At 74.7% G+C, this 12,704-nt stretch carries 11 protein-coding genes; 6 read left to right on the top strand and 5 right to left on the bottom strand.

The features are described 5' to 3' along the window. Positions 1-96 precede the first annotated feature (96 nt). A complete protein-coding gene (locus tag AC5FZL_RS10780; protein ID WP_493618587.1) occupies positions 97-846 on the top strand; it encodes a phosphoglyceromutase in 750 nt (249 codons plus the stop codon). 78 nt (positions 847-924) lie between these two features. On the opposite strand, the gene AC5FZL_RS10775 is transcribed toward AC5FZL_RS10780, so the two are convergent. Together AC5FZL_RS10775 and phoU are read right to left on the bottom strand one after the other, a co-directional pair. After that, positions 925-5,196, bottom strand: coding sequence for an ExeM/NucH family extracellular endonuclease (locus tag AC5FZL_RS10775; RefSeq protein WP_493618586.1), 4,272 nt, complete (start codon positions 5,194-5,196; stop codon positions 925-927). A 130-nt stretch (positions 5,197-5,326) separates the two neighbouring features. Then, positions 5,327-5,983, bottom strand: coding sequence for a phosphate signaling complex protein PhoU (gene phoU / locus AC5FZL_RS10770; protein WP_493618585.1), 657 nt, complete (start codon positions 5,981-5,983; stop codon positions 5,327-5,329). Between the two features lie 155 nt (positions 5,984-6,138). Here phoU and AC5FZL_RS10765 point away from each other — a divergent pair, with 155 nt between their 5' ends. Together AC5FZL_RS10765 and AC5FZL_RS10760 are read left to right on the top strand one after the other, a co-directional pair. Next, entirely contained in the window at positions 6,139-7,302 is a 1,164-nt protein-coding gene (locus AC5FZL_RS10765; RefSeq protein ID WP_493618584.1) for a sensor histidine kinase, read from the top strand. Further along, positions 7,299-7,994, top strand: coding sequence for a response regulator (locus AC5FZL_RS10760; RefSeq protein WP_493618583.1), 696 nt, complete (start codon positions 7,299-7,301; stop codon positions 7,992-7,994). Before AC5FZL_RS10765 ends, AC5FZL_RS10760 begins: the two co-directional genes overlap by 4 nt. A 10-nt stretch (positions 7,995-8,004) precedes the next feature. Here AC5FZL_RS10760 and AC5FZL_RS10755 read toward each other — a convergent pair whose 3' ends face one another. Next, positions 8,005-8,652, bottom strand: coding sequence for a hypothetical protein (locus AC5FZL_RS10755; RefSeq protein WP_493618582.1), 648 nt, complete (start codon positions 8,650-8,652; stop codon positions 8,005-8,007). Between the two features lie 173 nt (positions 8,653-8,825). Between AC5FZL_RS10755 and AC5FZL_RS10750 the strand changes: the two genes are divergently transcribed. From AC5FZL_RS10750 to ispF, 3 genes are read left to right on the top strand one after another with little or no spacing between them, the layout of a single operon-like run. Continuing rightward, positions 8,826-9,308 (top strand): CarD family transcriptional regulator, encoded by a 483-nt coding sequence (locus AC5FZL_RS10750; RefSeq protein ID WP_493618581.1) that lies wholly within the window; start codon positions 8,826-8,828, stop codon positions 9,306-9,308. 34 nt (positions 9,309-9,342) lie between these two features. Continuing rightward, positions 9,343-10,071 carry a 2-C-methyl-D-erythritol 4-phosphate cytidylyltransferase gene (ispD, locus tag AC5FZL_RS10745; protein ID WP_493618580.1) on the top strand — a complete coding sequence of 243 codons (729 nt, stop codon included), beginning with the start codon at positions 9,343-9,345 and terminating at the stop codon, positions 10,069-10,071. Next, positions 10,068-10,580, top strand: coding sequence for a 2-C-methyl-D-erythritol 2,4-cyclodiphosphate synthase (ispF, locus tag AC5FZL_RS10740; RefSeq protein WP_493618579.1), 513 nt, complete (start codon positions 10,068-10,070; stop codon positions 10,578-10,580). The genes ispD and ispF overlap by 4 nt, the downstream gene beginning before the upstream one ends. A 47-nt stretch (positions 10,581-10,627) precedes the next feature. Here ispF and AC5FZL_RS10735 read toward each other — a convergent pair whose 3' ends face one another. After that, positions 10,628-11,875 carry an Nramp family divalent metal transporter gene (locus AC5FZL_RS10735; protein ID WP_493618578.1) on the bottom strand — a complete coding sequence of 416 codons (1,248 nt, stop codon included), beginning with the start codon at positions 11,873-11,875 and terminating at the stop codon, positions 10,628-10,630. Between the two features lie 48 nt (positions 11,876-11,923). Continuing rightward, on the bottom strand, positions 11,924-12,547 hold the full coding sequence (locus AC5FZL_RS10730) for a superoxide dismutase (protein WP_493618577.1): 624 nt from the start codon (positions 12,545-12,547) through the stop codon (positions 11,924-11,926). Positions 12,548-12,704 lie beyond the last annotated feature (157 nt).

The raw sequence follows: 12,704 nt of genomic DNA, 5'->3' as shown, positions 1-12,704 counted from the left end.
GCCCCGACGCGGAGCGGCGCACCGGCGGCTGCGACGGCTCCGTCATGGCGGGACGGTAGCGCCGGAGGGCCCCGGCCGTCTCGCTACGCTGCGGACATGCCTGCGACCTCGACCCTCGTGCTGCTCCGCCACGGCGAGAGCGAGTGGAACGCCAAGAACCTCTTCACCGGGTGGGTGGACGTCGCCCTGTCCGAGAAGGGGCGCGCCGAGGCCGTCCGCGGCGGCGAGCTGCTGCGCGGCGAGGGCCTGCTGCCCGACGTCGTCCACACCTCGCTGCTGCGCCGCGCCATCACCACCGCCCACCTCGCGCTGGACGCCGCGGACCGCCACTGGGTGCCGGTGCGCCGCAGCTGGCGGCTCAACGAGCGCCACTACGGGGCGCTGCAGGGCAAGGACAAGAAGCAGACCCTCGCGGCGTTCGGCGAGGAGCAGTTCATGACCTGGCGCCGCTCGTACGACGTGCCGCCGCCGCCGATCGACCCGGGCGACGAGTTCAGCCAGGCCGGCGACCCCCGGTACGCCGACCTGGGCAGCGCGGCCCCGCTGACGGAGTGCCTGGCCGACGTCGTCGACCGGATGCTCCCGTACTGGTACGACGCGGTGGTGCCCGACCTGCGCGCGCAGAAGACGGTGCTCGTGGCCGCCCACGGCAACTCCCTGCGGGCCCTGGTCAAGCACCTGGACGGCATCTCCGACGAGGCGATCGCCGGCCTGAACATCCCCACCGGCATCCCGCTGCTGTACGAGCTCGACGAGCAGCTGCGCCCGCTGACTCCGGGCGGCCGCTACCTCGACCCCGACGCCGCCGCCGAGGCGGTCGCCGCGGTCGCCAACCAGGGGCGCTGACGCCCGCTCCGGCCCGCGGACGCGACGAGGCCCCCTCCACCCGCGGGTGGAGGGGGCCTCGTCGTCCTCAGGTGCGGGTCAGCGGGTGACGGTGCTGACCGTGGAGCTGGAGTTGTCGCTGGTGTCGGGCTCCTCGGTGGCGGTCTTGGCGCCACCGACTGCGGTGACCGTGGAGTCGGACTTGTGGGCCTTGCCGGTCACCGTGAAGGTGGCCGACGCCCCGGGCGCCAGGCTCGGCACCGTCCAGGTGAAGCCCTTCACGCGGGTCCCGTCGATCACGAGGTTCGTGCTGACGGCCTTCGGGCTCGCCTTGGTGCCCGTCAGCGAGGTCGCACCCAGGTCTGCCACGACCCTGGCTGCGGCGACCGTGCCCTCGTTGGTCACCGTGAGGGTGTAGGTGGCGTCGCTGCCGCCCTTGACGCTGGCCGGGCCGGTCACCACGGCGCGCAGGTCGGCGACCTGGGCGACCGGGGGAGCGACGTAGACGCTCGCCCGGTTCGTGGTGTCGGGGCTGATCGGGGAGCGCGTCTCCAGGTAGCTGCGGAGGGCGTCGAAGTCGATCAGCCCGCTGTCGCGGACCCCGCTGTTCGTGCGGAAGGCGGTGAAGTTGTCACCGCCGGCGGCGAGGAAGTTGTTCGTCGCGACCTTGTAGGTGGCGGCCGGGTCGAGCGGCTTCCCGTCCACGGTCACCGTGCTGGCCACGACGTGCTGGCCGGCGGGGGCGTCGGGGACGTAGGAGTACCGCAGGTTGCCCGACAGGCCCAGGGCCAGGTACGGCCGGGCGGAGCCGGCCGGCTGCCACTGCTGCTCGAGCACCTGCACCAGCTGGCTGCCGGTCAGGCTCACCGTCACCAGGTTGTTGGCGAAGGGCAGCACCGTGTTGGCCTCGGCCACGGTCACCACGCCGTCGCCCTCGGTGCCGGACTGCGCGAAGCGCAGGTCCGCCCGCAGGCCGCCGGGGTTGGTGATGCCGATCTGCGCCCCGCCGCGCTCCGCGGGGGCCGCGCCGGCGAGCATCGCGTCGGCGACGAGGTGGCCCAGGGGCGACTCGACGCTGCGGTCCTCGCCACCGGCCGACGTGCGGCCGCGGGTGATGTCGCCGGTGATGCGGCCGACCGGGACGTTGCCGACCTCGGCGGCCCGCGCCTCGGCGGCCGCGACGATCCGCTGCACCTCGGCGACCCGCGGGTAGCGGGCGACCAGGTCGGCGGTCGGCGTGGCCGTGGCCGGGATGTTGGCCGCGGAGTGCGTGAGCACCTCGCCGGTGGCGGGGTCGACGCTCAGCAGCACCTGGCCCAGCTTGTTGCCGTACTCGCCGGTCTGGACGACCGGGCGGGTGCGGTCCGAGCCGGGCACCGGGCCCTCCCACACGTACTCCTTGTGGGTGTGACCGGTGAAGATCACGTCCACCTCGGCGCTGGTGTCGGTCACCAGGTGCGAGAAGTCCGTGTCGAGGGCGATCTGGTCCGCCAGCGTGGTGTTCGAGGCGCTCTCGGTCGCGCCGTCGTGGGCCAGCAGCACGAGGACGTCGGCCTCGCCGTTGCTGTCGTCGCCGTCGGAGAGCTCGGCGGCGACGCGGTTGGCGGCCTCCACCTCGTCGCCGAAGGTCAGGCCCGCGACACCGGTCGGGGTGACCAGCGACGGCGTCTCCTGGGTGACCACGCCGATGAAGCCGACGTCCAGGCCGCCGCTCTCGACGATCGCGTACTCCGGCAGGACGGGCTCGCCGTCGGCGCCGTAGACGTTCGCGCCCAGGTACGGCCAGTCCGCGCGGCCCTGGACGCGCCCGGTGAGGTCGGCCAGGCCCTGGTCGAACTCGTGGTTGCCGACCGCGGAGGCCTGCAGCCCGAGGGCGTCGAGGACGTCGATCGTGGGCTCGTCCTGCTGGCTGGAGGACACGAACGTCGACGCGCCGATGTTGTCGCCGGCGGAGACGAAGACCGTGTTCGGCTGCTTCGCGCGGGCCTCCTCGACGGTGCCGGCGAGCTTGACGCCGACCCCGCCGCCGATGCGGCCGTGGAAGTCGTTGATGTCGAGCAGCTGCAGGTCGACCGGACCGGTCGGGACCTCGTCGCCGACGAGGTCGAGGCCGATGACGACCGGGTCGTGGTCGGAGGACCGGTAGGGGTTCGCCTGGTACCAGGGGGCGTAGCCGTCGTACTGGAAGGCGTAGGACTCCGGCGCGTTGATGTTCCAGATGTCGACGCCGGTGACCTGCGCCAGCAGCGAGCCCGAGGCCATCGCGTGGTCGAGCGAGCCGCTCTGGCCGCCGAACACGTAGCTGCTCTCGCCCGTCTCGAAGTGGCTCTCCAGGTCGGTGTAGCCGGCCTGGTAGAGCACCTGGAGCGGGTCCTCCTGGGTGTAGGCGTTGAAGTCGCCCAGCAGCAGGACGTCGGAGGTGCCGGCGTCGGCGGTGACCTCGTCGACGAAGGCGTCGAGGCGCTGCGCCTCCTGGACGCGGGCGTTGTTGGAGGCGCCCTGCCCGTCGCCCTGGTCCGCGTCCACGCCCGAGCCGGAGCCCTTGGACTTGAAGTGGTTCGCCACGAGGGTGAACTGCGAGCCGTCGGCGGCGAACGTCTGCGCCAGGGGCTGGCGGGCGACCCCCGCCCAGACGGGGTCGGTGTCCACGACCGAGGCGCCCACGGGCTGGACCGCCGAGGGCTGGTAGATGAAGGCGGTGCGGATGAAGTCCTGGTCCGCGACCGGCGGCAGGTCCTCCGCGGCGGGGGAGGGCACGAACGCCCACGTGTCGGCGTCGGCGTCGGCGTTGAGGGCTTCGACCAGGGCGGCGAGCGCCTGGTCGCGGTCCTTGCCGAACTTGACCGAGTTCTCGACCTCCATCAGGGAGACCACCTCGGCGCCGAGCCCGTTGATGGCCTCGACGATCTTGGCCTGCTGCTTGACGAACGCCTCGGGGGTGGACGCCCCGCGGGCCTGGCTGTTCTCGCTGCTCAGCGTGGTGAAGTAGTTCAGCACGTTGAACGAGGACACCTGGAGGTCGCCGCCGACCTCTGCCGGAGCGGCGGTGCGGGGGTTCGTCGCCGTGAAGGCCGGCCCCGCGCTCGAGCCGGCGGTCACCGGCTGCGCGGGCTGGAGCTTCCACGCGCTGTTGCGGAAGTCGAGCACCACGGAGCCGAAGGAGGCGACCGTGTCGCCCACCCGCAGCGGCTGCTCGGGGGAGCCGTAGGAGGGGGCCCGGCCCGCCGTGCTCAGGTTGGTGCTCGAGCCGTCGTCCAGCAGCAGCTGCTCGGCCAGGAACTCGGCCTGCAGGGCCTTCGCCTCCTCCGAGCCCGGCCGCGCGACGTCGGTGGGGGTGCGGAAGGGCTCGCCGCCCGGGGCGAGGAGGACCTCGCCGTAGCGGTTGAGGTTGTAGACCTCGGAGACGGTGAGCTCGCCGGCGGGGGCGACGAGCATGCCCTCGAGCGCCTCGCGCTCGTCGCCGGTGACGTCCGCCGCGTCGAAGGCGGTGGCCGCGGGGAGCGCGACGCCGGCCTCGCACACGGCCACCGCGGTCGCGGTGATCTCGGTGAGGCCCTGGTACTCGCTGACGGCCCCGGTCACCTGCACGCGGTCACCGACCGACAGCGCGGTGGTGGGCTTGTAGACGAACACGGCGTCGGAGGCGGCGGGGTCGTCGCCGTCGGCCTGCTGCACGTAGACGCCGGTGAACCCGCCGGTCTCGTAGTCGGCGGTGACGACGCCCTCGACGGTGACCGACTGGCCGGCGAGCGGGCTCGCGGCGCCGGTGCCCTGGACGTCCTCGACGTCGGTGGCGGGGGCCGTGTCGCAGTCCCCCTCCGCCGGCGGCGGGGGCGGCGTCGGCGCGCCGTTGCGGGCGCCGAAGGTGGCCGTCTGCGGCCCCACCCAGGCGCCGCCGACCTTCTGGAGCGACTGGTCGTTCGGGGTGCTGTTGGTCTCCGCGACGCCGATGTCGGTGCTCGTCATGCCGGCCGCCGGGCCGTTGGTGGCCGTGACGACGCCCTCGTAGGAGAGGAACTCCGCGACGGTCCCGTCGGGGCGGACCAGGGCCACGCCGTCCGGGGCGCCGTTCTGGACGCCGTCGGTCGGGTAGGTCACGACGACGACGCTGCCGGCGCCGAGGGTCTTGGTGCTGTAGCTGGCGCCGCCGTTGCCGTTGTAGAGCACGACCTGCCAGCCGGTGAGGTCGACGCCCTCGGGGGCCTCGACCTCGATCGCCTCACCGGTGTCGGTGCCGATCGTGTCGTAGTGGATCTCGCTGATGAACGGAGCGCTGTCGGCAGCTGCCGCCGGGAGGGCGGTCAGCGGAGCCGCGGCGAGCGCAGCCGCCAGCGCCGTTCCCAGGCGCCGGGCGTGCGTGGACGAGGGCAAGGAGGCCTCCAGGAGGGGGGGTGGGTCCTGGAGAACCTGTCATGCCGCCGGGGTGGTGCGGGGCGTTGTGGGACAGCCGGGGACGGAACGCTCGGTTAACTCTGCGTTACACGAGCGCCCCGGTCGGCGCTCAGCTGGCGGACACCGGCGCGTAGTCGCCCGTCACGAGGAACGTCACGCGGTGGGCGAGGGAGACGGCGTGGTCGCCGAAGCGCTCGTAGTACCGGCTGGCGAGCGTGACGTCGGCGGTCATCTCCGCGCTGCACGGCCACTCGGGGGCGCCCATGGTCGCGAAGACCCGGCGGTGCAGGGCGTCCAGGGCGTCGTCGTCGCGCTCCATCTCCGCCGCGGCCTCCAGGTCGCGGGTCGCGATCACGCGGCCGGCCTTGGAGGCGATCCGCTGGGCCAGCTCGCCCATCTCGGCGAAGACGTCCACCAGCTCGTCGGGGACGGCGCGGTGGGGGTAGCGCAGGCGGGCGAGCTGGGCGACGTGGCGGGCGAGGTCGCCCATGCGCTCCAGGCTCGAGCTCATCCGCAGCGAGGCGACGACCGTGCGCAGGTCGGTGGCCACGGGCGCCTGCCGGGCCAGGATCTGCACGGCCTGCTCGTCGAGCTCTCGCTGGGCCTCGTCGACCTGGGCGTCGGCGGCGATGACGCTCTCGGCGAGCCGGAGGTCGGCGGTCAGCAGCGACCGGGTGGCGCTGCCCATGGCGGCGCCCACCAGACCGGTCATCTCCTGCAGCCGCTCAGCGAGCTGGTCCAGCTCGCTGTGGAAGATGTCGCGCACTTCTCCTCCTGGATGTCTTGAGGTTCCCACTCTGGCCCCTCGCGATGAACGCCGCCCTGTGCGCAGGTGAACACGGGACGACGCACTGACCCGCCCGGAGCAGCCGGGGCGTCTCCGCCGCCCCCGGGCCGTCGCTCCCGCCTATTGTGCCGCTCGTGGACCCCTCCTCGGTGGTCGCCGGCCTCCTGGGGGTGCTGGTCGGCTCCGTCGCCGTGCTCGCCTCCCGCCACGGCGAGCGCGCCCGCTCGGCGCCGCTGCCGCCCCCCGCGCCGGACGACGGTGAGCTGCCCGACGGCGTGCCGGCCCTGCTGGCCGTGCTCGGCGGCCCGGCGGTCGTGGTCGACGTCGCCGACGAGGTCGTGCGGGCCTCGCCCGCCGCGCACGCCGCCGGCCTGGTCCGCGGCCGCGAGCTGGCCTCGCCCGAGCTCGTCGAGGCCGTGCGCGCCGCCCGCCGCGACGGCGAGGTCCGCGAGCTGGAGCTCGAGCTCCCCGGCCGGCCGGGCGGCCCCGGGCGGCGCGTGCTCGGCGTCCGGGTCGCCCCGCTCGGCACCCTGCACGTCGTCGCGCTCGGCACCGACCGCACGGAGGCGCGCCGGCTGGAGGAGGTGCGCCGGGACTTCGTGGTGAACGTCAGCCACGAGCTCAAGACCCCGGTGGGGGCGATGGGCCTGCTGGCCGAGGCCACCGCGGACGCCGCCGACGACCCGACGGCGGTGCGCCGCTTCGCCGGCCGGATGCAGAAGGAGGCGACCCGGCTCGCGGAGCTGGTCCACGACGTCGTCGAGCTCTCCCGGCTCCAGGACGGCGTGCCGCCCACCCGGCCGTCGGTGGTCGACGTCGACGCCGTCGTGGCCGAGGCGGTGGACCGGTGCCGCTCGACCGCCGAGGCCCGCTCGATCGCGGTTGAGGTGGGCGGCACCAGCGGGGCCCGGGTGACCGGGGACGCCGAGCTGCTCACCACCGCGGTGCGCAACCTCGTCGACAACGCGCTGCGCTACTCCGACGCGGGCACCCGCGTCGGCGTCGGGGTGCAGGGCCGCGACGGCTGGGTCGAGGTCAGCGTCACCGACCAGGGCATCGGGATCGGCCCGGAGGAGCGCGAGCGCGTCTTCGAGCGGTTCTACCGGGTGGACCCGGCGCGCTCGCGCGTCACCGGGGGCACCGGGCTGGGCCTGAGCATCGTCAAGCACGTCGCCGTCGGCCACGGGGGCGACGTGCGGCTGTGGAGCCAGGTCGGCCAGGGGTCGACCTTCACGCTGCGCCTGCCGCGGGCGGGCGCAGCCACCGAGCACGTCGTCGAGGAGGAGCGCACCGCATGACCCGGATCCTGGTGGTGGAGGACGAGGAGTCCTTCAGCGACCCGCTGTCGTACCTGCTGCAGCGGGAGGGCTTCGAGGTCGAGGTCGCCGCCGACGGCCACGAGGCCCTAGCGGCGTTCGACCGCAGCGGCGCGGACCTCGTGCTCCTCGACCTCATGCTGCCCGGCCTGCCGGGCACCGAGGTGTGCCGGCAGCTGCGGGCCCGCAGCGCCGTCCCGGTGATCATGGTCACCGCCAAGGACAGCGAGGTCGACGTCGTGGTGGGGCTGGAGCTGGGCGCGGACGACTACGTCACCAAGCCGTACTCCACGCGCGAGCTGCTGGCCCGCGTGCGGGCGGTGCTGCGCCGGCGGGCGGAGCCGGAGGAGCTGCTGCCGGCCACCGTCGAGGTCGGGCCCGTGCGGATGGACGTCGAGCGCCACGTCGTGACCGTCCACGGCGACCCGGTGCGGCTGCCGCTCAAGGAGTTCGAGCTGCTCGAGCTGCTGCTGCGCAACGCGGGGCGGGTGCTCACCCGCCACCAGCTCATCGACCGGGTGTGGGGCTCGGACTACGTCGGGGACACCAAGACCCTCGACGTCCACGTCAAGCGGCTGCGCGCCAAGATCGAGGCCGACCCGTCGGAGCCGACCTTCCTCGTCACCGTGCGCGGGCTCGGCTACAAGGTGGAGCCGGCCCGCGCCCCGGCGTGAGCCGCCGGGCTCAGCCGGTCGCCGAGTCCGACGGCGACAGGGTGCGCGGGGTGGACGTCGCGGACGGCGACCCGGTGACCTCGTCGGTGACCGAGGGGACGGGGCCGGTCGGCGTCACGCCCCCCGCGGAGGAGGGGCTGGCGCCCGCGGTGGTCGTGGGCGCGGCGGCCGTCGGCGTCGGCGTCGGCGTCGGCACGAGCGTGGCGTACATCGGGAAGTTCCCCGTGAGCACCGGCACGGTGACCTCGCTGCTGCTGTCGCCGGTGCTCACGGTCATCGCGATGGTCTCGCCGGGGCGCTCGGCGACGGAGGCGATCGTCGACGTCGTCTCCTCGTCGGGGCCCACGGCCAGCGTGCTCTGCCCGGCGACCGTGAACGTCTCGTCCACGGAGGAGGGCGCCTCGGAGGTGATCGTGACGGACTGCTCGTCGCGGCTGCTGTTGACGATGCGCGCCACGAGCGCGCCCGGCTCGCCCTCGTCCTCGGTGAACACCGCGAGGCTGGCCACCTGCACCGGGCCGAGGTTCACGACCTCGGTGTCGGCCGGCTGGTACCCCTCGGTCGTCGTGTAGGGGTTCGTCGCGCTGCACCCGGCGACCAGGGCCAGGGCGGCGACGGCGAGGGCCGAGGGGGCGAGGGCGCGACGGGCAGCTTCCACGCCACGGATGCTACCGGCGCCGTCCTGGTCGGCGCGGGCGGAGCACGCGTCAGACGCGCCTGTCAACCCCCGTGCGGGGGCCTCGTGCCCCTGACCAGCGCAAACGGCGTCCGGGCGCACCGAGGGGCGGCTGCGGGCGTGGTAAGGTCGTGGTCGCGAAAGGGGACCACCAGATGGCATTCAAGGTCGGTGAGACGGTCGTCTACCCCCACCACGGGGCAGCGCTGATCGAAGAGATCAAGAACCGCACCATCCGCGGCGAGGACAAGCTCTACCTCCGGCTCAAGGTGGCCCAGGGCGACCTGACCATCGAGGTGCCCGCCGAGAACTGCGACCTCGTGGGAGTCCGCGACGTCGTGGACAAGGCCGGTGTCGACCGCGTCTTCGGCGTCCTGCGCGCTCCGTACACCGAGGAGCCCACGAACTGGTCGCGCCGCTACAAGGCCAACCTGGAGAAGCTCGCGTCCGGTGACGTGATCAAGGTGGCCGAGGTCGTGCGCGACCTCTACCGCCGCGACCAGGACCGCGGCCTGTCGGCGGGGGAGAAGCGCATGCTGGCCAAGGCGCGCCAGATCCTCGTCTCCGAGCTCGCGCTGGCGGAGAAGACCCCGGAGGACCGCGCCGAGGCCCTCCTCGACGAGGTCCTGGCGAGCTGAGCGCGTCGCGGGGCGGGCCCTCGGCCCGCCGCGCATGAGCACCGCCTGCGTCCTGGTGGCGGCGGGGTCGGGCAGCCGCCTCGCCGCCGGGCGCCCCAAGGCCCTCGTCGAGGTGGCCGGTCGCCCGCTCCTGCTGCACGCGGCGGAGCGCGCGCTGGCCTCCGGCGTCCTGGACGAGCTCGTGGTCGTCGCGCCGCCCGACCGGGTCGGTGAGGTGGTGGCGCTGGTCGCTCCCCTCGCGGGCCCGGCCGGCGCCGCCGGTGCGGGACCCTCCGTGCGGGTCGTCCCCGGCGGCAGCACCCGCCAGGCGTCCGTGCGGGCGGGTCTCGCCGCGCTCGCCCCGGCGGTGGACGTCGTCCTCGTGCACGACGCCGCCCGGTGCCTCGCACCGCCGGCGCTCTTCGCCGCCGTGGACGCCGCGGTGCGCTCGGGTGCCCCGGCCGTGGTGCCCGGCGTCCCGGTGGCCGACACGATCAGGTCGCTGCCGGGCGGCAGCGGGCGCGGAGCCGTGGTCGACCGCGAGCTGCTCCGCGCCGTCCAGACCCCGCAGGGCTTCGCGCGCCGCGCCCTCGAGGACGCTCACGCCGCGGTGGTGTCGGGGGCCGCGTCCCCGGCGGCGCTGCGCGCGACCGACGACGCGACGCTGGTCGAGCTGGCCGGAGCGCTGGTGCAGGTGGTGCCCGGAGCCGAGGAGGCCTTCAAGGTGACCCGTCCGATCGACCTGGCCCTGGCCGGGGCCCTGCTCGGGGCCGGTGCCGCGTGAGCGCCGCCCCGCTGCCGCGCACGGGCGTCGGCGTCGACGTCCACCCCTTCGCCCCCGAGGGCTCCGGCCGGCCGCTGCGCGTGGCGGGCCTGGACTGGCCCGGCGAGCCGGGCCTGGCCGGCCACTCCGACGCCGACGTGGCCGCTCACGCGGCCTGCGACGCGCTGCTCTCGGCCGCGGGCCTGGGCGACCTCGGCGCCCACTTCGGCACCGCGGAGCCGCAGTGGGCCGGTGCGGCCGGCGTGGTGCTGCTGGCCGAGACCGCCCGCCGGGTGCGCGAGGCGGGGTTCGCCATCGGCAACGTCGCCGTGCAGGTGATCGGGCAGCGGCCCCGCCTGGGCCCGCGCCGGGCTGAGGCCGAGGCGGCCCTCTCGGCGGCGTGCGCCGCGCCGGTGTCGGTCTCGGCCACCACCACGGACGGGCTGGGCCTCACCGGCCGCGGGGAGGGCGTGGCGGCCATCGCCACCGCCCTCGTCGTCGCCGCCGAGGCGCCGCCCCTGGCCCCCTGACCTCCCGGGGCGCACGAGCGAGCACGGGCGACCAGGAGCGCCGTGGGTCAGGCGCCGGTGGCGGTGAGGACGATGAGCACGAGGTTGAGGGCGACGACGGCCGCAGCGACGCCCCAGGCCACCGCGCTCGTCCCGCGCGCGACGACGTCGTCGCCCATCACCGCCCGCGACGCGGTGACCCGCACGAGGGGGACGAGCGCGAAGGGGATGCCGAAGGAGAGCACCACCTGCGAGAGCAGCAGCGCCGTGGTGGGCTCCACGCCGCTGGCCAGCACGAGCAGCGCCGGGACGGCGGTGACCAGGCGCCGGGCCAGGAGCGGGATGCGCCGGCGGAGCAGGCCCTCCATGACCACCGCCCCGGCGTAGCTGCCCACGGAGGAGCTGGCCAGGCCGGAGGCGAGCAGGCCGACGGCGAAGGCCGTGGCCACGCCGCCGCCCAGGGCCTCGCGCACCGCGGCGTGGGCCCCGGCGATCGTGTCGGTGCCGGGCTGGCCGGCCAGGGCCGTCGCGGCCAGGACGAGCAGCCCGGTGTTGACCACGGCGGCGAGCGTCATGGCCACGGCGATGTCGAGGCGCAGCGCCGAGATGAGCTCGCGGCGGCCGGCGCCCGGGGGCCGGTGGCCGTGGCGGTCGGGCATCAGCGCCGAGTGCAGGTAGATCGCGTGGGGCATCACCGTCGCGCCGAGGACGCCCGCGGCGACGAGCACGCTGTCGGCGCCGTCGAAGCGGGGCACCAGGCCCGCGGCCACGTCGGAGGCGGCCGGCGGGTCGAGGACGAGGCCGGTGAGGAACCCGGCGGCGATGACGGCGAGCAGGGTGATCGTCAGGCGCTCGAAGGTGCGCTGGCCGCGCCGGTCGCGCACCGCCAGGACGGCGAGCGAGACCCCGGCGGTGATGACGCCGCCGGCGAGGAGGGGCAGGTCGAACAGCAGCTGCAGGGCGATCGCGCCGCCGACGACCTCGGCGAGGTCGGTGGCCATGACCACGGCCTCGGCCTGCACCCAGTACGCCAGGCGGGCCGGGCGCGAGGCGCGCGCGCCGACCACCGCGGGCAGGGAGCGCCCGGTCACCACCCCCAGGCGGGCGGACAGGTACTGCACGAGCACGGCCACGGCGCTGGCCCCGACCACGACCCAGACGAGCAGGTAGCCGTAGCGGGCGCCCGCGGTGATGTTGGTGGCGACGTTGCCGGGGTCGACGTAGGCGACCGCGGCGACCGCCGCCGGCCCGAGGAGGGCCAGCCGTCCCGCCCACCCGCTCCGCGGCGGCCGACCGCCCGGTGAGCCGGAGCCCACCGGGCGGGAGGTCGCTGCGGAGCCGGTGGGCTCACGCCGGTGGACGGCTCACGGGACGATGAGCCCCGCGGTCTTCGTGCTCGCGGCCAGGAAGCGCTGGGTGGCGTCGGCCCAGTTCACGACGTTCCACCAGGCCTTGACGTAGTCGGCCTTGACGTTGCGGTACTGCAGGTAGAACGAGTGCTCCCACATGTCGAGCATCACGATGGGGGTGATGCCGATCGGGATGTTCCCCTGCTGGTCGTACAGCTGGACGATGACGAGCCTGGACCCGACGCTGTCCCAGGCCAGGATCGACCAGCCCGAGCCCTGGATGGCCAGGGCGTTCGCGGTGAAGTGCGCCCGGAACCCGTCGAAGGAGCCGAAGTGCTCCGCGATGGCCGCGCCCAGCTCGCCGTCCGGCTGGTCGCCGCCGTCGGGGGAGAGGTTCGGCCAGAACACCGAGTGGTTGATGTGCCCGCCGAGGTTGAAGGCGAGGTTCTTCTCCAGGCCGCCGATGGTGGCGAAGTCGTTCTTCTCGCGCGCCTCGGCCATCTTCTCCAGGGCGGTGTTGGCCCCGGCGACGTAGGTGGCGTGGTGCTTGTCGTGGTGGAGCTGCATGATCTCGCCGGAGATGTGGGGCTCCAGCGCGCTGTAGTCGTAGGGCAGGTCCGGCAGCACGTACTCGGCCACGGGTCCCCTCCGTCCTCTGTCGTCACGCGTCGCCGCAGCGGCGCTCGTCAGTGGTGCTCCCGAAGCATTCCCCTCTTGATCCACGGCGGCAACAGCGGGTCAGCGGGCGGGGGCGTCGAGCAGCGCGCCGCGCACGGCCGTCAGCACCGCCTCGGCG

Source organism: Quadrisphaera sp. DVD1, assembly GCF_058932755.1.
Note: the sequence above shows the minus strand (reverse complement) of the source record. Positions and strands in the feature narration are given on the sequence as shown.